Origin of the sequence: Mesorhizobium sp. C399B, assembly GCF_030323185.1 — a bacterium.
Classification (GTDB): domain Bacteria; phylum Pseudomonadota; class Alphaproteobacteria; order Rhizobiales; family Rhizobiaceae; genus Mesorhizobium.
Genome location: NZ_CP100472.1, coordinates 1,978,604 through 1,998,673, shown reverse-complemented (window position 1 = coordinate 1,998,673; position 20,070 = coordinate 1,978,604). Strand labels below are relative to the sequence as shown.

Sequence of the window (20,070 nt, the reverse complement as noted above, 5' to 3'; positions counted from 1 at the left end):
GCGCAAAGACAGTGGCGAATGCAAAAACAAAGACGGCGCCCGAGAGCGCCGCCTTCTGGTTATGTTGCCGATGACAGATCAGCTGTTGTTGGCGGTCCCGGCGCTCGGGAATTGGCGTGCGAACTCCTTTTCGTCGCCGGCGGCAAGCAGCTTGGCCTGCTCGACCCACTTTTCGCGGGCGATGCGGCCGTCGAAATTCAGCGTGTCCTCGATGCGCTTGACATCGGCCGCGGTCCAGCCGGCGATCTGCGCGTAGGTCGTGACGCCAAGGCCCTTGAGCAGTTTGTCGTTGACCGGGCCGATACCGATCAGGCGGCGCAGATTGTCGGCCTTCCCAGCTGCCGGGGCGGCCTTCTTCGGGACGGCGGCGGGCTTTGAAGCCGCGGCTTTGGGCGCGGCCTTGGCGGCGGCAGGTTTGCTGGCCGCTGGTTTTGCGTCCGCGGATTTGGCCGCAGCTGGTTTGGCCGCGGCGGGTTTGGCGGGGGCCGGTTTCGCGGCCGGGGCGGACTTGGCCGTTGCCGCTGTCGACACCAGCGCGGCCGGCGCCGAACTGGAAGGCTTGGCGGATGGAGCCGATGTTTCACGCAGCCGGCGTTCGAGATCGGCGCGGGTCTTGCCGCAGGCGTCGAGTTCGCCGGTCAGGCGGTCGGCGTCGGCGCGCAGTCTGTCCCGCTCGCTGCGGGTGCGGTCGAGATCGCCGCGCAGGCTGTCAAGTTCGCCGCGCAGCCGGCCCCAGATAAACCAGCCAACCAACACACCTACAAGGAACGCCAGGACAATGTAAAAGAAGGTCATCGTCTCTCTCCAGTCGGATCCGTCCGCCGCCGTCCCAAGTCATGACCTTGGCAGATCGGATCATCCAATGTGGTTCGGCGGCTCAGGGAACAGCCGGTCTGTCGTCGAGTGTCGGCGTTCGGCTTTGCCGCCCATTGCCAACCGTCGCTGTCGCATTCGTCAGACCGCTGCCATAGGCCGGGATGCTGTCCGGCCTTAAGCCGCGCGCCCGGCTGAGCTTCGGTCGGAAAGCTATCATACGGCTTCGGGAAAGCTAACGGAAAATTTCGCCGGAGAGTTATTCAAGAACAGGTATTTAGAACAAGAACAGCGCTGCCGTCACATGCATCCCGGCTAAACTGTTCTGCGATTCTGCAAAGTCGAGGCCGCTGCTGAACCTGCCACTCTGCGCCATCGGTCCAATGGGTGCGCGCATTAACTGTCGAGCGCTTCCAACTCGTCGATCAGGCCGCCGATCACGCCAAGCCCGATCTGCCAGAAGGCGGGGTCGGTGGCGTCGAGGCCGAAGGGCGCGAGAAGCTCCGAGTGATGCTTGGTGCCGCCGGCGCGCAACATCTCGAAATACTTATCCTGGAAGCCATGCTCAGCGTTCTGGTAGACCGCGTAGAGCGAGTTCACCAGGCAGTCGCCAAAGGCATAGGCGTAGACGTAGAAGGGGGAGTGGACGAAGTGCGGGATGTAGGTCCAGAAGACCTCATAGCCCTCGCGCAGCTTGATCGCCGGCCCCAGGCTTTCGGCCTGCACCTCGAGCCAGAACTGGCCGAGCTTGTCGGAGGTCAGTTCGCCGTTCTTGCGCTCTGCATGCACCTTGCGCTCGAACTCGTAGAAGGCGATCTGGCGCACGACCGTGTTGATCATGTCCTCGACCTTCTGGGCGAGCATCGCCTTGCGCTCGCGCTTGTCGGTGGTCTGGTCGAGCAGCGAACGGAAGGTCAGCATCTCGCCGAACACCGAGGCCGTCTCGGCCAAAGTCAGCGGCGTCGAAGCCATCAGCGCGCCCTGGCCGCCGGCCAGCACCTGATGCACGCCGTGGCCGAGCTCATGCGCCAGCGTCATCACATCGCGCGGCTTGCCCATGTAGTTGAGCAGCACGTAAGGGTGCGCCGAAGGCACGGTCGGATGGGCGAAGGCGCCGGGCGACTTGCCGGGCCTGACCGGCGCGTCGATCCAGTTGCGGTCGAAGAAGGTGCGGGCGATCTCCGCCATGTCGGGGGAAAAGCGCTGATAGGCCGACAGCACAGTGTTCCTGGCGTCGTCCCAAGGGATCACGGCCTGCGGCGTCTCGGGCAAGGGGGCGTTGCGGTCCCAGTGGTTCATCACCTCCATGCCGAGCCAGCGCGCCTTCATCGCGTAGTAGCGATGAGACAGGCGCGGATAGGCTTCGCGCACGGCCGACGCCAGCGCATCAACCACGCTGCGCTCGACGCGGTTGGCGAGATGGCGTGAATCGGCGATGTCCTCGAAGCCGCGCCAGCGGTCGGAAATCTCCTTGTCCTTGGCCAATGTGTTGGTGATCAGCGTGAAGGTGCGCAGGCTCTTGCGGAAGGTTGCGGCCAGCGCTTCGGAGGCGCGGCGGCGGACCTCCCCATCGGCGTCCTGGAGGCGGTTCAGCGCCGGCTCCAGCGTCAGTTCCTCGCCGTCTATGTCGAAGCGCAGATCGGTCATCGTCTCGTCGAACAGCCGGTTCCAGGCACCGCGTCCGGTGATCGATTTCTCATGGAACAGCTGCTCGACCCGGTCCTCGAGCTGGTAGGGCTTGTCCATTCTGAGGTCGAGCACCCAGGGGCGGTAATGGGCAAAGCCGGCGTCGGCGGCGAGGGCGGATTCGAGCGCCTTGTCGTCGATCAGGTTCAGTTCCAGCGCGAAGAACAGAAGATGCGCGCTGGCGTCGGTCATCTTTTCCTGGATGTCGCCATAGAGCTTTGCGCGCTGCGGATCGGCGGTGTTGCCGGCATAGATCAGGCCGGCATAGGAGACGATGCGGCCGATCAGTTCCTCCAGCGCCTCATAGGCTGTCAGCGCCTCGCCAAGCCTGCCGGCGCTGCCGCGCTCGGCCTCCGCAGCCAGTGTGCCCTTCCAGCGGTTCTCGAAGGCGACGGCATCGGCCGCCGCCTTGGCAAGGTCGCGCTTCAGTTCGGGTGCTTCCATGCCGGAATAGAGGTCGGCGAGATTCCATTCCGGCAGGTCGCCGAGTTCCGCCGCGCCCTGACCGGACGCTACCGCCGCAAGCTGCCGACCGAGAATCCTGCACATCAACAATTACCTTCTGGAATCAAGGGGAAAGGACAAGCCGGTCAAATCCTAAGGAATTCGTTCACCGGGTTTTTTGAAACCTTGTTTAGAACCCTGTGCCAAGATGATCCATGGGAATTTCCCAGGCGGGCAACTCAAATCAGTCATGACAGGTTCCATTCTTATAGTCGATGACGATCCCGTGCAGCGCCGGCTGCTCGAGGCGGCGGTGACGAAATTCGGCCACAGCGCCATCGTTGCCGATGGCGGCGAGGCCGGTCTGAGCGCGCTTGACGGACCCAATGCGAGGGATATTTCGGCAGTCATCCTCGACCTTGTCATGCCGGGCCTCGACGGCATCGGCGTGCTGAAGGCGATGCGCGAGCGCGGCATCACTGTTCCCGTCATCGTGCAGACTGCGCAGGGCGGCATCGAAACGGTGGTTTCGGCGATGCGCCACGGCGCCTTCGATTTTGTCGTCAAGCCGGCGTCTCCCGACCGGCTGCAGACCGCGGTCGGCAACGCGCTCAAGGTCGAGGCGGTCGAGGACGAGGTCAAGCGCACGTCGCGGCGTCGCGGCGGCCACCTGACCTTCAAGGACATGATCACGCACAGCCCGGCGATGGACCGGGTGATCCGCCTCGGCCAGAAGGCTGCGGCCTCCAACATCCCGATCCTGATCGAGGGCGAATCGGGCGTCGGCAAGGAATTGGTGGCGCGCGCCATCCAGGGCAGCGGCGAACGCCGCACAAAGCCGTTCGTCACCGTCAATTGCGGCGCCATCCCCGACAATCTGGTCGAATCGATCCTGTTCGGTCACGAAAAAGGTTCGTTCACCGGCGCCACCGAAAAGCACACCGGCAAGTTCGTCGAGGCGCATTCGGGCACCCTGTTCCTGGATGAGATCGGCGACCTGCCGCTCGACGTGCAGGTCAAGCTGTTGCGCGCCGTGCAGGATGGCGAGGTCGATCCGGTCGGCGGCCGTTCCACCGTCAGGGTCGACATCAGGCTGATCTCGGCCACGCACCGCAACCTTCTGCAGCAGGTCAAGGACGGCAAGTTTCGCGAGGACCTGTTCTACCGGCTCAACGTTTACCCGATCGTCGTGCCGCCGCTGCGCGACCGCCGCGACGACATCCCCTATCTGGTCAAGCATTTCATGGACAAGGTGGCGCCGGCGGGCAATCGCCTGCACGGCATCTCGGATGCCGCACTGGCCATGCTGCAGGCCTATGATTGGCCGGGAAACATCAGGCAGCTGGAAAACGCCGTGTTCAGGGCCTCGGTGCTTGCCGAAGGCGATGTGCTCACGACTGACGAATTTCCGCAGATCCGGGCGCAGGTCGACGGCACCGTCAATCTCGACGCCGATGCGTCCTTGTCGGACCCCGGCATGGCCTTGAGCACCGGATCGCAAGGCGATGGCGCGCAGACTGATGACGCCGGTACTGCAGCTGCCGAGCTCGCCCCTCCGGCCAGGTTGCTTCAGCGTTTCGGCACATTGAGGGCGCTGGACGAGCGTGGCAATGTGCGTGCGCTGGCCGATGTCGAACTCGAAATGATCAAGCTCGCCATCGACCATTACAACGGCCAGATGAGCGAGGTCGCACGGCGTCTCGGCATCGGCCGCTCGACGCTCTACCGCAAGCTCAAGGAATACGGCATCGACCCGGAAACCGGCCGCCTCGACCGCCTTGCCTCCTGAACGCCGAATTCCACAGCTTGCCAACGCAAGGCCGGGACCAGCTTGCCATGCCACATCCGGCGCTGCATAAGGGTTGGGGCGGGAATATGGCTGATGCCGACAGCGTTGTTCACGCATTAAGGCCAGCGGTAACAGATCGTGTAGCGGGAAAAGGCTGAATCTTGATCTAAACCAGCAGTTTACCAAGAAATCCTGTGTATTATTTTTGACGGGATATCGCCACGGTGTTACCGCATTTCGGCTTCAATAAGCGATGATTAACCATTAGGATCGATATTCGGATGTGAGAACCACGCATCCGTTTGGACAAATCCGGGGACAAACGGCAGCCTGCAAGGCCTTTTGATTTGAACAAAGTCGAACGACACAGAAACGGGCGGCGCGATCACATGGGCGTCTGGCCGAGATGGCTGGCAGCGTTGATCGTTGCGTTCGCTTTCCTCGCCGCAACTGCTGCCGGCGCCAGCGCTGAAACGCGCTCGCTCAAGCTCTATCACCTCCACACGCACGAAAAGGCCGAGATCGTCTACAAGCGCAATGGCCGCTACGATCCGGCAGGCCTCAGGAAGATCAACATCATCCTGCGCGACTGGCGTCGCAACGAACCGACCAAGATGGATCCGCGCCTGCTCGATCTGGTGTGGGAAGCTTACCGGCAGGCCGGCGCCACCGACTACATCCAGGTCGTTTGCGGCTATCGCTCGCCGTCGACCAATTCGATGCTGCGCAGCCGCAGCCGCGGTGTCGCCAAGGAAAGCCAGCATATGCTGGGCAAGGCGATGGACTTCTACATTCCGGGTGTGCCGCTGAAAAAGCTGCGCAACATCGGCCTGAAGATGCAGGGCGGCGGCGTCGGCTACTATCCGTCGTCGGGGTCGCCCTTCGTCCACATGGACGTCGGCAATGTGCGGCATTGGCCAGGCATCAGCCGCCAGGAACTGGTCAGCCTGTTCCCCAATGGCAAGACGCTGCATGTGCCGAGCGACGGCAGGCCGTTGCCGGGTTATGACCAAGCGCTCGCCTCCTACAAGGCGCGCAAGGGCGCCGGTTCTCCTGCCATCATGATGGCCAGCGCAGGCGGCAGCACCAAGAAATCCGGTGGCTTCCTGTCCGCGTTCTTTGGCGGTGGCGGTGAAGACGAAGCCGACGACAGCGCCGATGTCGCTACCGCCGCGCCGCCGCCGAGAAGCGTGAAGCCGGTGCTGGCTGCCACGAGCAACAACAACAGCAATCTGCCTGGCATCGCGATCGTGTCGCCGCAGAACGCCAAGCGCGCCAACATTCCGCAGCTTGCCGACGACAGCGCTGACGATTCGGAGCCGCAGGACACGCCGGAGACGATCATCGCCGCGCTGCCCGCCAAGGAAGTGCCGCTGCCCGCTTTCGCACCGCGGCCGAAGGCCGATGTCGGCGCGCAACAACCTGAGACCGTGCCGTTCGGCGTGGCCGATGCCACCACCGAACAGACGGTGGCGACGGCGCAGGCGCCGGCCAATGTGCCGTTCGGCACGGCCGATGCGAGCAATGCCGACCAGGGGGCCGATCAAGCTGCCGCTCCGGCGCAGGTCGCGGTCAACGTCCCGTTGCCGACCTGGCGTCCCGACCGCTCTTCGCCGCCGGCTGAGCTTGCGCCGCAGGACAAGGGCGTTCTGCTGGCGCTGGCCGATACGGCTGCCCACAAGCAGACCGCAACCGACGCGTTCTCGGTGCTGCCGTCGCAGCGTCCGGACGAGGTCAAGGCGGTTCTCGAACAGGCCAGCGCCGCCGATACAGCCGGTGCTACCGACGACTATCAGGTTGCGTCGCTCGAGCCTCGCTCGGCGTTCAACGATCCGTCAGGTGTCGATGCCGCATCGCCGCGCGGTGCTATTGCTGCCCGTCCCGCCGGTACCGATCCAGCCTCGGTGATCGGCGCCGGCGTCAAGACGACACGCAAGGAAGCAAGGGCTTCGGCTCGCGACCTGAAGCCAGGACCGAAGGCAGTGGTGGTGGCGGCCGAACCGCAGGCGGCGCGCTGGGCGCTGAGCAGCGGCGACAACATCGCCACCGTTTCCAGCCCGACGACTGCGCCGCGCTATGCCTACAACATCGTGCATACGCCGCCGAGCGAGGTCTACACCGCAGGCTTCCAGGCGGACAACCAGATGGCCGATGCCAACCGCTTCACCGGCAATGCCGTAAAATTCCTTTCGGTCGCCCGCTTCCAGACGAAGTAAGAGCTCGACGGGGTAAACATCGAAGCCGCGCTGGGCAACCCGCGCGGCTTTTTGCTGTTGGCGAATCTCCAGCACTGGCTTCTAGCGTCCCGGAATGCTAACCACCAGCCTGCATTCCCGCTTCGTCTAATGGTAGGACAGCGCCCTTTGAAGGCGTGAATCGTGGTTCGAGCCCATGAGCGGGAACCAGAAATTTCAATGCGTAGCAACCCCCGTCGGCGCAAGCTGGCCGGGTTTCTTGTGCCGAGAGCAATCCAGGAACAGTGTGAAACGATTTGCCGGGAAAAGCGCGGAGCGTTTCCCTTGGGAATTGCGCAAAGATAAAGTAGCGGAGGTTATTTTCCGAGCTTGCTCGCGGTCTGTGCGAGCGCCTCGATCTCATCCCACTTGCCGGCCTTGACCAACTCGTCCGGCGCCACCCACGAGCCGCCGACGCAGATAACGTTGGACAGGCTGAGATAGTCGGCCGCGTTCTTGGCCGAGATGCCGCCGGTCGGGCAGAATTTCACGTCGGCCAGCGGCGAGGCAAAGGCCTTCAGCGAGGCGATGCCGCCGGATTGTTCGGCCGGGAAGAATTTCAGGAACCGCAGGCCGGCCTCGCGGGCAGCCATGATCTCGCCGGGCGTGATGGCGCCGGGCAGCAAGGGAACGTCGCTGTCCTTGGCCGACGCCAGCAACTCTCGCGTGATGCCGGGGCTGACGATGAATTTCGAGCCAGCCGCCGCTGCCTGGTCGAACTGCTTGGCATCGAGAATTGTGCCGGCGCCGACAATGGCGCCCTCGACCTCACCGGCCACGCGGCGGATCGCTTCCAGCGCATCGGCGGTTCTCAACGTGATCTCGATCGCCGGCAGGCCGCCGGCGGCCAGCGCCCGGGCGAGCGGGACGGCGTCCGCGACATTGGCGATCTTCAGCACCGGAATGACCGGCTGGCCATTGAGCAGCGACAGGAGCTTTTCGGTCTTGCTGGGCATTGGCTTTTCTCTCCCTGGGTGATTTCAACCGATTAGCAGAAGGCCGATTCCGAGTCCACGAAACCCGGCCTGCCGCGATGTCACATGTCGGCCAACGAGCCTGCGGGCGAATACCGACGAAGTGTCTTTAGCTCTGCCTTGAATCCGCTTTGACCACGGTCTAGTGGCTTGGCGATGACCAACCATGAACCCGTGCGCGTCGCCGCGCTCTACAAATTTGCGAGGCTGGGCGACTTCGACGCGCTGCGGGTCTTGCGCACGCCGCTTGCCGCCTTCTGCTGCGGGCGCGGCATCAAGGGCACGCTGCTTCTGGCGCAGGAGGGCATTAACGGCACGGTCGCCGGCAGCGAAGCCGACATAGCCGACCTGATCGCTTATCTCGAGGCCATCGAGGGTCTTGCCGATCTCGAGGTCAAATACAGCACTGCCGCCGAAATGCCGTTCCATCGCATGAAGGTGCGGCTGAAGCGCGAGATCGTCACCATGGGCGTCGAAGACCTCGACCCGGCGACGGGTGCGGGGACCTATGTCGCGCCGGCCGACTGGAACGCGCTGATCTCGGACCCCGGCACCATCGTCATCGACACACGCAACGCGTACGAAGTGTCGATCGGGACGTTCGAGGGCGCGGTGGACCCGCGCACGTCGAGCTTTCGCGAATTCCCGGCCTGGGTGGAAAAACACCGCGACCAACTCGACGGCCGCAAGGTTGCGATGTTCTGCACCGGCGGCATCCGCTGCGAAAAGGCGACGGCCTATGTGAAGTCGCTCGGCTTCGAGGATGTGTTCCATCTCAAGGGCGGCATCCTCAGATATCTTGAAGAGGTGCCGGCCGAAGACAGCCTGTGGCAGGGCGAGTGTTTCGTCTTCGACGAGCGGGTCTCGGTGTCGCATGGGTTGACCGAAGGCGAGGCCGAACTCTGCCGCGCCTGCCGGCATCCGCTGACGCCGGAGAACCGGCTGTCGCCGCATTTTTCCACCGGCGTGTCATGCCCGCATTGCTACGAGGCACGCTCGGATGAGGATCGCACCCGCTATGCCGAGCGCCAGCGCCAGGTCGAACTTGCGCAGGCGCAGGGCAGGGGACATATCGGCAGTTAAGTGCCGCCGACGCCCTGACTGGATCACCACACGACAGAATAGCGGTCGATCACCCACAGCCATGTGCCGTCGGCCTGCCGGCGCGCGACCTCTGAGGTTATCGAGCCGTCGGCAAGCCTGGTCGACGTCAACGCGAGGTCGCCGTTAATGGCCGCCGGGCGCTGCTCGCCGCGCTGGAATTTTCGCCAGCTCGCGGCAAAGGCTTCGAACAAAGCGCGGATCGCCTCATGGCCACGCGTCAATTCGGCTGCTCCGGTGTCGATGACGGCATCGGGTTCGAACAGCGCTACCATGCCCTCAATGTCTCCCGCCCATTGCCGATCAATTAGCAGGCGCTCCAGATCCTGGGGATCTCGTGCTTGGTCGCGGTCTGGCTGATCGGTCACGGCAAAACTCCTCCCTCGCCGACGTTGCGGCGACACTAACCGAAGCCGAGGCGGGTTTCGACACATCGAATTTGATTTGCGGCATTGCCGGCGCCGATAGCAAAGCGCCGGTCCGTCATTGTAATGTCAACAATCGGGACCTACGTCTGCAACGTCCAAAACCTGCCCGTCCACGTTGGCGCGGGCCCTTTTCTGGAGGCACCATGTTCGACCCCAAGAAGCTTCTCGACGATCTGCTCGGCTCGCAAGTTCCCGGCACAACCGGCACCGTTCGCGACAAGGCCGGGCAGGCTGTGCAGATGGCCAAGGACAATCCGCTGGCCGCCGGTGCGCTGGCCGCGGTGCTGCTTGGAACCGGCACGGGACGGCAGGTCACCGGCACGGCCGTGAAGCTCGGCGGACTGGCTGCGATCGGCGGTCTCGCCTACAAGGCCTACCAGAATTACAAGGCCGGCAATGCACCCGAGCAGGCGCCGGCGGCCGGCCAGCCGGAATTGCTGCCGCCGCCCGCCGACACCGGCTTTCATCCTTCACAGGCGCCACAGGGGGAGGACGAGTTCACGCTGACCCTGGTGCGGGCGATGATCTCGGCGGCCAAGGCCGATGGCCATGTCGATGACGCGGAACGCCAAAAGATCGCCGGCAAGCTCAGTCTGGCCGGCATCGGCACGGAAGCGGAAAAGTTTCTGATGGCCGAGCTGGACAGCCCGCTCGACCTCGATACGCTGGTCGCAGGCGCCAAGACCGATGAGCAGAGGCTCGAGCTCTACACGGCGTCCCGACTGACGATCGACCCCGATACGCGCGCCGAACGCGGCTATCTCGACCTGCTCGCCGGCCGGCTCGGCCTGCCGGATGCGCTCGTCGATCATGTCGAGGCGACGGTGTCGGCGGCCAAGGTGCCGGTTCCGTCAGGCACGGCGCCGAACCCGCGCTGGTAGACAACGCAGCCGCGGCGGGAAAAGCGTTAACTTCTCGTTTACCGAGGAAGCGCATGATTTTAGTTAGTCGGATCGGCTTTTCCTCCTCCCAAGCCCGGTTCAGATCAGGGGGCGGTCGCCAATGACCGCCCTTTTTGTCGGACCGATCACATAAAGCGCGTGGCGCTTCATGTTTTTGTCCGGATGCATGTCGTTCTCTCAGAACCGGGGCCACTTTTGAGCGACATGCATTAGTGTCCGGCTTGCCATGATCGCCCTCATTTGCGATGGGTCGGTGCATTCGGATGCACCCCGATCTGTGCCGGGGATGCGCGGCGCGCAGGAGCAAAATCCATGACAGCCCTCACAGAGAAAACCGCCATCGTCACCGGCGCCGGCACCGGCATCGGCAAGAGCGTCGCCACGGCGCTGCTCAAGGCGGGCTGGAACACGGTGTTTTGCGGCCGCCGCAAAGCGGTGCTCGACGCCGCCATTACCGAAGCCGGGAAAGCGGACGCCAAGGCGCTGGCAGTTGCCTGCGACATCAGCAAGGCCGGCGAAGTCGATGACCTGTTCGAGACGGTGGCCGCAGCCTTCGGCCGCGTCGACCTGCTCTTCAACAATGCCGGCATGAGCTACAAGTCGACGCCGATCGACGAGATCCCGGTCGAGGTCTGGAACGATATTGTCGGCGTCAATCTCACCGGATCGTTCCTATGCGCCCGCGCCGCCTTCGGCGTCATGCGCAAGCAAAAGCCAATGGGCGGCCGCATCATCAACAATGGCTCTGTGTCGGCCTATGCGCCACGGCCGGGCTCGGTGCCCTACACCGCGACCAAGCACGCCATATCGGGGCTGACCAAGACGCTGGCGCTCGACGGCCGGCCCTATGACATCGCCTGCGGCCAGATCGACATAGGCAACGCGCTGACCGATATGGCGCACGCAATGACGGTCGGCGTGCCGCAGGCCAATGGCACCATCGCCGCCGAAGCGGTGATGGACGTCCAGCGCGTCGCCGACGCCGTCGTCCACATGGCCAGCCTGCCGCTCGATGCCAATGTGCTGTTCATGACGGTGATGGCGACCAAGATGCCGTTCGTGGGGCGTGGGTGAAGAGCCGAAGGCCTACCTCTTCAAAAACGACTCGATCCGCTCCAGCGCGCGCAAGATGTTCTCTTCGGAATTGGCGTAGGAGAGCCTGATGTAGCCTTCGCCGAGAATGCCGAAATCGGGGCCGCCGATCAGCGCCACGCCGGCCTCCTCGAGCAGTGCCGAGGCGAGCTTCTTGGCCTTCCAGCCGGTCTTCGAAACATTCGGGAAGGCATAGAATGCGCCCTTGGGCGTGATGCAGGAGACGCCGGGCAGCGCGTTCAGCCCCTCGACCACGATCTTCCTGCGGTTGTCGAAGGCGCGCATCATCTTGTCGACATCGTCCTGCGGGCCGTCGATGGCGGCGATGCCGGCGAACTGGCTCGGCGCGTTGACGCAGGACCAGCAATTGACCGCCAGCTTGCGCACCTTGTCGTAGAGATGCGCGCCCTTGTCGCCATTCGGCCAGATCGACCAGCCCATGCGCCAGCCGGTCATCGCCCATGTCTTCGACCAGCCGTTGAGCACGATCAGCCGGTCGCGAATTTCCGGAAAATTGAGCAGCGAAAAATGCGTCTCGCCGTCATAGGTCATGACGTCGTAGATTTCGTCGGAGAGGATAGCGACCTGCGGATGCGCTTGCAGCCCCTCCACCAGCTTCTCGATCTCGGCGCGCGGCGTGACGCCGCCGGTCGGGTTGGCCGGTGAGTTGAGGATTAGCAGCCTCGTCTTCGAGGTGATCAGCCCCAGCGTCTCCTCGGCCGAGAAGGCAAAGCCGTTCTCTTCGCGGATCGGCACCGGAATGGGCGCGGCGCCGGTGAACTCGATCATCGAGCGATAGATGGGAAAGCCAGGGTCGGGATAGAGGATCTCGGCGCCGGGTTCGCCGAACATCAGGATCGCCGCGAACATGGTCGGCTTGCCGCCGGGCAGGATCATCACATTTTCCGGCGAGACCTCGACGCCGGTGGTGGCCAGCGTGCGCCGCACCACCGCTTCGCGCGTCGCCAGCAGGCCGTTGGCCGGGGTGTAGCCATGGTGACCGTCGCGCAGCGCCTTGATCGCTGCGTCGACAATGTGCTGCGGCGTTTTGAAGTCGGGCTGGCCGATGCCGAGATTGACGATATCGCGGCCCTGTTGAGCCAGTGCGGTCGCCCGCGCCAGCACGGCAAAGGCGTTTTCCTCGCCGAGGCGGTCGAAGGCCGAAATCGTGTGGAGCATTTTTCCCGTCCGTGTGGTTCTTGCTGTTAGGTCGCGTTTTTGTGAGCGTCTGCTCACAAAAGTCAAACGGATTGGAGTTTTGCGTGTCGGAAAATCTCAAAGATTGGCAAGCGCGTCCGCGGCCCGAGCGCAAGCCCATTGACGGGCGCTATGTCCGGCTCGAACCGCTGAGCGCCGAAAAGCACGGCGATGGGTTGTACGAGGCGTCGTCCGTGCCCGACATCGATGGACGCTTTGCCTGGCTGCCCGACTACCCGCCGCAAACCCGCGCCGATTTCCAGCCATGGCTGGACAAGGTCGAGGCGAGCGAGGATCCGCTGTTCTTCACCGTCATCGACAAGGCCAGCGGCAAGGTCGCCGGGCGACAGACGCTGATGCGCATCGATCCCACCTATGGCGTCATCGAGATCGGCAACATCTATTGGGGGCCGCTGATCTCGCGCAAGCCGGCAGCGACCGAGGCGCAGTTCCTGTTCATGAAGTATATTTTCGACGGGCTCGGCTATCGCCGCTACGAGTGGAAATGCAACAACCGCAACGAGCCGTCAAAGCGCGCGGCGGAACGGTTCGGCTTCAAGTTCGAGGGCATTTTCCGCCAGCATCTTGTGGTCAAGGGTGAAAACCGCGATACCGCATGGTACTCGATCATCGACAAGGAATGGCCGGCGCTGCGCAAAGCCTATGAGGCATGGCTCGATCCCGCCAATTTCGATGGCGAAGGCCGGCAGAAGCGGCGGCTCGAGGATTTCCGCGCCGAGTTCGGCGCGTAACAGGAGTTTTTTCCGATGGCGCACAGCCATGATCATGGTTCGCATGCTGGGCATGGCGCCGGCCACGTGCATGGCTCGACCGACAAGAAGCGTGTGCTGATCGCAGCCTGCCTGACCGCCGGCTTCATGGTGGCCGAAGTGCTTGGCGGCCTTTTGACGGGATCACTGGCGCTGCTGGCCGACGCCGGCCACATGCTCGCCGACTCGATCGCGCTTGGCCTTGCCTGGTACGCCTTCCATCTTGGCGGACGGCCGGCGACAGTGCGCCTGACCTATGGTTTCGGCCGGGTCAAGACGCTGGTCGCCTACACCAACGGCATCGCCATCTTCGCCATTGCTTTGTGGATCGTCTACGAAGCCTGGGGCCGGCTGATGACGCCGGCGCCGGTGCTGGGCGGGCCGATGCTGGTGGTGGCGATCGCCGGCCTTCTGGTAAACTTCGCCTCGTTCTTCGTGCTGCATGGCGGCGACCACGACAGCCTCAACATGCGCGGCGCCATCCTGCATGTGCTGGGCGACCTGCTCGGTTCGGCGGCGGCGATCGTGGCGGCGCTGGTCATCCTGGCCACCGGCTGGACGCCGATCGACCCGATTCTGTCGGTGCTGGTCTCGGTGCTGATCCTGTCCACCGCATGGTCGCTGATGCGCGAAGCCGCCCACGTCCTTCTCGAAGGCGTACCGGCAAGCCTCGACCGCGACCTCATCGCCAAGGACATTGCCGGCACCGTCAACGGCGTGCGCGAAGTGCATCACATGCATGTCTGGTCGCTCGACGGGTCCAGCAACATGGCGACGCTGCATGCCTGCCTCAACGATGGCGTCGATCCGCACCAGGCGGTCAGCGCCATCAAGAAGCGGCTCGCCGCCGAACACGGCATCAGCCACGCGACGGTCGAACCGGAATTCGGCCAGTGCGCCGACAGCCATGACGAGCACGATCATGACCACGACCATGGTGCGCCACCGCATCACGGCCATTATCACTGACAGGGAATTTCATGGCATTGGCATCCGAGTTGACGAGTTCCCGCTGTGGCGGGACGGCATGATGGACCGCGACACGCGAAACGCGCTGATTGCCGCAGCCTGGATCATGCTGCTGTTCGGCATCGCGGCGTTCTATCTGCCGACGGTGATGCTGGCTGTCGGCAATATCTCGACCGTACTTGCCGGCATCGTCGGCATCGCCTTCGTGCTGGCATTCTTTCTGGTGTTCTGGTTGCGGGGCCGCAGCCAGAACAAGGGCAAATAAGAGGCTTTCGAAATGCGCATCCTGATTACTGGCGCGGCCGGCATGGTCGGCCGCAAACTTGTCGACCGGCTGGCCAAGGACGGCACGCTCAACGGCCGCAAGATCACCGGGCTCGACCTGCACGACATCGTGCCGCCGCAGGCGCCGGCGATGGATGGCATCAGCATCGCCACGAATACCGGCGACCTTGCCGACGCCGGTGCTGCCGAGAGCCTGGTGGCGTCACGCCCCGACGTCATGTTCCATCTCGCCGGCATCGTGTCTGGCGAGGCGGAGGCGAATTTCGATCTCGGCTACCGCGTCAATCTCGACGGCACACGGGCACTGTTCGATGCGGTCCGGCTGGCGGGCTTTTCGCCGCGTCTGGTCTTCACCTCGTCGATCGCGGTGTTCGGCGCGCCGTTCCCCGATGTCATCCCGGACGACTTTCATCCGACGCCGCTGACCTCCTACGGCACCCAGAAGCAGATGAGCGAGGCGCTGCTGGCCGACTATTCCAGGCGCGGCTTCTTCGACGGCATCGGCATAAGGCTGCCGACCATCTGCGTGCGGCCCGGCAAGCCGAACAAGGCGGCGTCAGGTTTCTTCTCCGGCATCATCCGCGAGCCGCTGAGCGGCCACGAGGCGATCCTGCCGGTGCCGCGCTCGGTGCTGCACACCCATGCCAGCCCGCGTTCGGCGGTGAACTTCCTGATCCATGCCGCCGGGCTCGACGGTGCCGCTGTCGGGCCGCGCCGCAACCTCACAATGCCCGGCGTTGCCGTCACCGTCGGCGAGCAGATCGAGGCGCTGGAGCGCATTGCAGGCGCCGACGTCGTGAAGCTGATCCGCGAACAGCCGGATGAGACCATCTGGGCGATCGTCAAGGGTTGGCCGACGCGCTTCGAGGCGCGCCGTGCAAGGGACCTCGGCTTCAGCGCCGAAAACAGTTTCGATGAAATCATCCGCGCTCATATCGAGGATGAGTTGGGCGGAAAGATCGCCGGTCAGGCCTGACCCGCCGAGGTCATACAGTTCCGGACAGGCTCGCCGACAACAGCAACAGCCCGAACAGGAAGACGAACGCGGCGCCGCCGATTTCGACGAATGTGTGGATACGGTTGCCCATGCGGCCATCGCCGGCGAAATAGACCGCCCAGTTCTTGGCTGTCACGGCGATCGTCGCCAACGCCGAGACTGTGATGGCGGTGCCGATAGACATCGCCAGCACCGACAGCAGGCCGCCGAGCCACAGGCCGTTGAGCAGCGCGAAGCTGAGCACAATCAGCGCGCCGGAGCAGGGGCGGATGCCGACGGCGGCTACAGCCGACCAGGCCGTGCGCCAGTCGAAGCGATCGCCCGACAGCAGCGCCGGATCAGGCGCATGCGAATGGCCGCACGTGTCGCAGACCTCGCCGGCTGGGTGATCGTGATGAGCGTGGTCGTGATGGGAATGATCGTGCGTGTCGTGGTCGTGCGCAGCGTGATCGTGATGATCATGCGAATGGTCGTGATGCACATGCAAGGCATGCGAATGCGCATGCGCCGCGTGGCTGTGAGCGGCATGCGAATGGCCGCCATGGGAATGACCGGCGTGGGCTGCCGACAGGCTGTAGGCGGGCGCCTTGCCGAACCAGCGCAGGACCGTAGGCCCGAGCTTGCGCCACAGCAGCCAGGCGCCGAACAAAGTGACGAAGACATAGCTCATGATCTCCATGAACCAGGCTGCGTCGGTCATCGAGATGGCGGTGCCGCGCAGGACGAAATAGGCAAGCAGCATCACCAGGATCGCGGTCAGGCCCTGCAGCAGCGCCGAGACGAAGGACAGCAGGATACCGCGCCTGAGCGCCACTTCATTGGCCACCATGTAGGACGAGATCACCGCCTTGCCGTGGCCGGGGCCGGCGGCGTGGAAAATGCCGTAGGCGAAGGACAGGCCGATCAGCAGCCACATCTTGCTGCCGTCCTCGCGCATTGCTTTCATCGCCATGGCCAATGCGCGGTAGAATTCCTGCTGGCGCAGATTGATCCACATCAGGATGTGGGCGAACGGGCCGGTGGTGGGCGCCATGCCGTCATTGACACCGATGCCGAGTGAGCTCTGGGCATGGGCCTGCCCGAGAAAGTGCGTCATCAGCAGGGCAGCGGCCACGAGGCCGAATGCCAAACGCAGGGACGGTTTCATCACCGGATCTATCCTTCTGGCGGGCAATTCAGTTCGAGCTTGGTGGCGAAGATCTTGCTCATGTCGGTGCCTGTCGGGTCGTTGAAGAACGCGTCCGTCAGGGTCTTCTGGTTTTCCTTGATCGCCTCGTCCGGATCAGGCCGGATGACGCTCTTGGTGCAGTTCGAGGGCAGGCCTTCCACCGTGATGTTGCTATCCTCGGTGAAGTCGATCGCTGTGTAGAAGGTTGGATCGTAGACGCCGAAATCGATCTTGCCGGCGAGCTTGATCGGCACCTTGGGTTCGGATTCGAACAGGATGATCAACTGGTCGTTGTCGAAATTGGCCATCAGATGCGGTGGCGGCGTCATAGGCACGTCCTTGCCGTCGACGGTGACGAGCTGGAAATAGTTGAATTCGGCCAGCGAGGCATGAACTGTGTCGGCGACATCCTTCAGCTCCTTGTCGTCAAGCTTCAGGTCGGAGTTCTTGTCGAACTCCATCATCACCGTACTCGAAAACAGATCATCGAAACGCCAGAGGTGACGCAGCGCTTTCACACTTTGGTGATCCGGAGAGAGGATCACGTCGAGGCGGGCCTCGGCGAAGACATGAGGATGCGCGCCAGCCGCTCCGACGGCGGCAAAAGGCGCCGCCAAGGCCGAAGCCAGCATGATTGCGTGCCGTTTCAGATGCATTCTCGGTCGCTGTTCCATCGGCCTCGGAGAGATTTCGAGAGGTTACCAGAAACGGGGCGAAATTGGGACCGCGGCACGGCAAGACCGGGTCAGGCGCTCTCGCGGTTCTTGAACCACTGCACCAGAAAATCGACGAAGACACGGACCTTGGCCGGCAGATAGCGGCGGTGCGGGTAGACGGCGAAAATGCCGCTGCCCGACTGGATGCGGTCGTCAAGCAAGGACACCAGCAGCCCGGATGCGAGGTCGGGCGCGGCGATGAAATCCGGCAGGATGGTGAAGCCCAGACCGGACACGGCGGCGGCTCGCGCGGCCATCGGGCTGTTGACCTCGATCGGACCCGATACGTTGACACTGACTGACTCCTCGCCATCGCCCCTGAAGCGCCAGTTGGCGAGCGAGCGGCCATTGGTGTCGACGATGCAGGGCAAGTTGGCGAGATCCTGCGGGCGCGTCGGCTTGCCGTGCTTGGCGATCAGCTCCGGCGAGGCGCAAAGCTTGATCGAAAACGGCCCCAGGCGGCGGGCGATCAGCGATGAGTTCTCCAGGCGCGAGATCCGCACGGCAAGATCGAAACCTTCCTCGACCAGATCGACAAAACGGTCGTCGAGATGGATGTCGAGCACGATGTCGGGATGCTGTTTGGCGAAGTCGATGAGCGACTGGCCTATCGGCGCGTCGGCGAAGGTGCGCGCCGCGGAGAGCTTGATCCTGCCGCGCACGTCGCCGGAGGATTCGCGCACGGCGTCGGCTAGGCTGTCGACCTCGCGCACGATTTCCGAAGCGCGGCTGTAATAGGTATGGCCGGCCTCAGTCAACGAGAACTGCCGCGTGGTGCGGTTGAGCAGCAGCGCGCCGAGTTCGTCCTCGAGTTCGCGCACATATTTCGACAGCAGCGCCTTGGAGCGACCGATCTTGCGCGCGGCCGCCGAAAAGCCTTCGGCCTCGACGACGTCGATGAAGGCGCGCATGCGGGTCAGTGTATCCATCATCAGGCCTTTCGTGCCGCATCGAGAATTCGCCGGCCGAGCCGTATCAGGGCAATGTCGCTGCCGGGAGGGCCGAGCAGCGAGAGGCCGAAAGGGGCACCGTCAACCGAGCCCAGCGGCAGGGTGATTTGCGGAAAGCCTGACAGACCCGAAAGGCACAAAAGATGCAAGGCCCTTTCGCGGTAGGCCTGGAGCTGCTGCGGCTCGCTTTTGACCAGAGGTGCGGGGCCTGGAACGGTGGGCAGGACAAGAAACCCGTCCTGGCCGAGCAGCGCGGCTAGCTCGGAGCGGAACGTCAGGCGGCGCACCGCCTCGGCCCGCGCGGTCTTTTCGTCGATCGTGCGGCCAAAACCAAAGCGCTCCTCGACGCCCGGCCCGAGATCGCGCTCGCCAGAAATGATCCAGGCGCCATGCTGCTGCCAGGCCTCGGCGGCCTGGAGGCGGCGAAAGCACCAGTAGAGCTCGTCGGGGAAGGAGGCGAAGCTGTACTCTTCCGGCGCCGGCTCACCGATAAGACTGGCGGCCAGCGCTCTCATCCTGGCATATTCGGCTGCCTCGGCGGGGCCGGCCACGAAAGCGTCCAGCCAGCGGATCGAAAGCGGCCGGGTGAGCGGATATGGATGCGGGTCGCGGCCGAGCAGCAATTTGCCGATCGTCTCATAGGTCTCGATGTCGTCGGCGAACCAGCCGAATGTGTCGAAGCTCGGCGCCAGCTTCATCGTGCCTTCGAGCGAAATGCGGCCATGCGTGGTGCGCAGCCCGATCAATCCGCAAAAGCTCGCCGGGGCGCGGATCGAGCCGCCGGTGTCCGACCCGGTAGCGATATCGGCAAGCTTGCCGGCCACCGCCGCCGCCGAGCCTGACGAGGAACCGCCGGTGACGCGATCGGGAGCGGCCGGGTTCACCGGAAACGGAAAATGCGCGTTCTGGCCCATCAGCGAGAAAGCGAACTCGTCGGTCTGCGTCTTGCCGATGAAGCGCGCGCCGGCGTCGAGAATCATCTGCACGGCCGGTGCCGTGCTGGACGCGGCATGCGCCTCGTCGAACTTCACCAGATTGCCGCAACCGGTGCGGTAGCCGGCGACGTCGTAAATGTCCTTTACCGCCAGCCTGAGCCCGGCCAGCGGCCCCAGTTCCGCATTGGCGACCGGCATGCGGCGCAGGTCAAGAAAGGCGTTGAGCGGGCCGTGCGTGCCTGGCATCGTTCGATATCCGTATACAGTAGGCCCAGCATTGTTCGATGCCGGAAATTTTACAACCTGGGATACGATTTTTATTGATTGTGAAATCTTTCGATCTTATATCGCGCTTGCCCAAAGTCGCACGTGCCTGTGGGTGTCCGCCGATCCTCGAATGGTGAGGGAAATCGGTAAGGTAACTGGAGCTAACCCCTCCAGTCGGTCTAGCGGCCAACCGCCAGCCCGAGGACACCTTGAAGCAACGACGGTGCGGGCCTTTCTGGTGTTCTGCCGGTCGTCCAAAGACCGGGGTTACTGAAGAGGCACACCTTCATTGCCGGCAGTGCGGACGGGTCTCCCATCCAAGCCAAGGCAGACAAAGCGAACCGAGGCCGGGC

18 protein-coding genes and 1 tRNA gene are annotated in these 20,070 nt (G+C 63.8%); 10 read left to right on the top strand and 9 right to left on the bottom strand.

The genetic code is table 11. The features are described 5' to 3' along the window. Positions 1 to 78: 78 nt before the first annotated feature. Both NLY36_RS09425 and NLY36_RS09420 read right to left on the bottom strand, forming a co-directional pair. On the bottom strand, positions 79 to 795 hold the full coding sequence (locus NLY36_RS09425; RefSeq protein WP_023735032.1) for a helix-hairpin-helix domain-containing protein: 717 nt from the start codon (positions 793 to 795) through the stop codon (positions 79 to 81). A gap of 414 nt (positions 796 to 1,209) precedes the next feature. Further along, positions 1,210 to 3,048: a M3 family oligoendopeptidase gene (locus NLY36_RS09420; protein ID WP_023735031.1), complete on the bottom strand. Its 1,839-nt coding sequence runs from the start codon at positions 3,046 to 3,048 to the stop codon at positions 1,210 to 1,212. A 145-nt stretch (positions 3,049 to 3,193) separates the two neighbouring features. Between NLY36_RS09420 and NLY36_RS09415 the strand changes: the two genes are divergently transcribed. From NLY36_RS09415 to NLY36_RS09405, 3 genes are all read left to right on the top strand, one after another. After that, positions 3,194 to 4,732 carry a sigma-54-dependent transcriptional regulator gene (locus NLY36_RS09415; protein ID WP_023671940.1) on the top strand — a complete coding sequence of 513 codons (1,539 nt, stop codon included), beginning with the start codon at positions 3,194 to 3,196 and terminating at the stop codon, positions 4,730 to 4,732. 389 nt (positions 4,733 to 5,121) lie between these two features. Further along, positions 5,122 to 6,948, top strand: a complete 1,827-nt coding sequence (gene mepK, locus NLY36_RS09410) for a peptidoglycan L,D-endopeptidase MepK (RefSeq protein WP_023728404.1) — start codon at positions 5,122 to 5,124, stop codon at positions 6,946 to 6,948. A 115-nt stretch (positions 6,949 to 7,063) separates the two neighbouring features. Then, positions 7,064 to 7,137, top strand: a tRNA-Gln gene (locus tag NLY36_RS09405). A 146-nt stretch (positions 7,138 to 7,283) separates the two neighbouring features. On the opposite strand, the gene NLY36_RS09400 is transcribed toward NLY36_RS09405, so the two are convergent. Next, on the bottom strand, positions 7,284 to 7,922 hold the full coding sequence (locus NLY36_RS09400; RefSeq protein ID WP_023735030.1) for a 2-dehydro-3-deoxy-phosphogluconate aldolase: 639 nt from the start codon (positions 7,920 to 7,922) through the stop codon (positions 7,284 to 7,286). Positions 7,923 to 8,096: 174 nt separating this feature from the next. Here NLY36_RS09400 and trhO point away from each other — a divergent pair, with 174 nt between their 5' ends. Continuing rightward, positions 8,097 to 9,023, top strand: coding sequence for an oxygen-dependent tRNA uridine(34) hydroxylase TrhO (trhO, locus tag NLY36_RS09395; RefSeq protein ID WP_023686394.1), 927 nt, complete (start codon positions 8,097 to 8,099; stop codon positions 9,021 to 9,023). 23 nt (positions 9,024 to 9,046) lie between these two features. Here trhO and NLY36_RS09390 read toward each other — a convergent pair whose 3' ends face one another. After that, positions 9,047 to 9,409: a YybH family protein gene (locus NLY36_RS09390; protein WP_023671936.1), complete on the bottom strand. Its 363-nt coding sequence runs from the start codon at positions 9,407 to 9,409 to the stop codon at positions 9,047 to 9,049. 203 nt (positions 9,410 to 9,612) lie between these two features. On the opposite strand from NLY36_RS09390, the gene NLY36_RS09385 reads away from it, so the two are divergent. Together NLY36_RS09385 and NLY36_RS09380 are read left to right on the top strand one after the other, a co-directional pair. After that, positions 9,613 to 10,350 (top strand): tellurite resistance TerB family protein, encoded by a 738-nt coding sequence (locus tag NLY36_RS09385; protein WP_023671935.1) that lies wholly within the window; start codon positions 9,613 to 9,615, stop codon positions 10,348 to 10,350. A gap of 333 nt (positions 10,351 to 10,683) precedes the next feature. Beyond that, positions 10,684 to 11,445, top strand: a complete 762-nt coding sequence (locus tag NLY36_RS09380) for an SDR family oxidoreductase (protein WP_023671933.1) — start codon at positions 10,684 to 10,686, stop codon at positions 11,443 to 11,445. Between the two features lie 12 nt (positions 11,446 to 11,457). On the opposite strand, the gene NLY36_RS09375 is transcribed toward NLY36_RS09380, so the two are convergent. Continuing rightward, entirely contained in the window at positions 11,458 to 12,642 is a 1,185-nt protein-coding gene (locus NLY36_RS09375; RefSeq protein WP_023671932.1) for a pyridoxal phosphate-dependent aminotransferase, read from the bottom strand. A gap of 83 nt (positions 12,643 to 12,725) precedes the next feature. Between NLY36_RS09375 and NLY36_RS09370 the strand changes: the two genes are divergently transcribed. From NLY36_RS09370 to denD, 4 genes are read left to right on the top strand one after another with little or no spacing between them, the layout of a single operon-like run. After that, on the top strand, positions 12,726 to 13,412 hold the full coding sequence (locus NLY36_RS09370; RefSeq protein WP_023701049.1) for a GNAT family N-acetyltransferase: 687 nt from the start codon (positions 12,726 to 12,728) through the stop codon (positions 13,410 to 13,412). A 15-nt stretch (positions 13,413 to 13,427) separates the two neighbouring features. Beyond that, positions 13,428 to 14,399 carry a cation diffusion facilitator family transporter gene (locus tag NLY36_RS09365; protein WP_023695719.1) on the top strand — a complete coding sequence of 324 codons (972 nt, stop codon included), beginning with the start codon at positions 13,428 to 13,430 and terminating at the stop codon, positions 14,397 to 14,399. A gap of 58 nt (positions 14,400 to 14,457) precedes the next feature. Beyond that, positions 14,458 to 14,664: a hypothetical protein gene (locus NLY36_RS09360; protein ID WP_023683268.1), complete on the top strand. Its 207-nt coding sequence runs from the start codon at positions 14,458 to 14,460 to the stop codon at positions 14,662 to 14,664. Positions 14,665 to 14,676: 12 nt separating this feature from the next. Continuing rightward, entirely contained in the window at positions 14,677 to 15,660 is a 984-nt protein-coding gene (denD, locus tag NLY36_RS09355) for a D-erythronate dehydrogenase (RefSeq protein WP_023695720.1), read from the top strand. A 10-nt stretch (positions 15,661 to 15,670) separates the two neighbouring features. Here denD and NLY36_RS09350 read toward each other — a convergent pair whose 3' ends face one another. The 4 genes from NLY36_RS09350 to NLY36_RS09335 all read right to left on the bottom strand — a co-directional run bounded on the left by NLY36_RS09350 (position 15,671) and on the right by NLY36_RS09335 (position 19,696). Further along, the gene (locus tag NLY36_RS09350; protein ID WP_444848969.1) at positions 15,671 to 16,828 is read right to left on the bottom strand and encodes a nickel/cobalt transporter; all 1,158 of its coding nucleotides are present in this window, start codon (positions 16,826 to 16,828) and stop codon (positions 15,671 to 15,673) included. A gap of 8 nt (positions 16,829 to 16,836) precedes the next feature. Next, positions 16,837 to 17,505: a DUF1007 family protein gene (locus tag NLY36_RS09345; protein ID WP_023695722.1), complete on the bottom strand. Its 669-nt coding sequence runs from the start codon at positions 17,503 to 17,505 to the stop codon at positions 16,837 to 16,839. 89 nt (positions 17,506 to 17,594) lie between these two features. Then, positions 17,595 to 18,494 carry a LysR family transcriptional regulator gene (locus NLY36_RS09340; RefSeq protein WP_023671925.1) on the bottom strand — a complete coding sequence of 300 codons (900 nt, stop codon included), beginning with the start codon at positions 18,492 to 18,494 and terminating at the stop codon, positions 17,595 to 17,597. A gap of 2 nt (positions 18,495 to 18,496) precedes the next feature. After that, complete coding sequence (locus NLY36_RS09335; RefSeq protein ID WP_023695723.1) at positions 18,497 to 19,696, bottom strand: amidase; 1,200 nt, start codon at positions 19,694 to 19,696, stop codon at positions 18,497 to 18,499. Between the last annotated feature and the right edge of the window lie 374 nt (positions 19,697 to 20,070).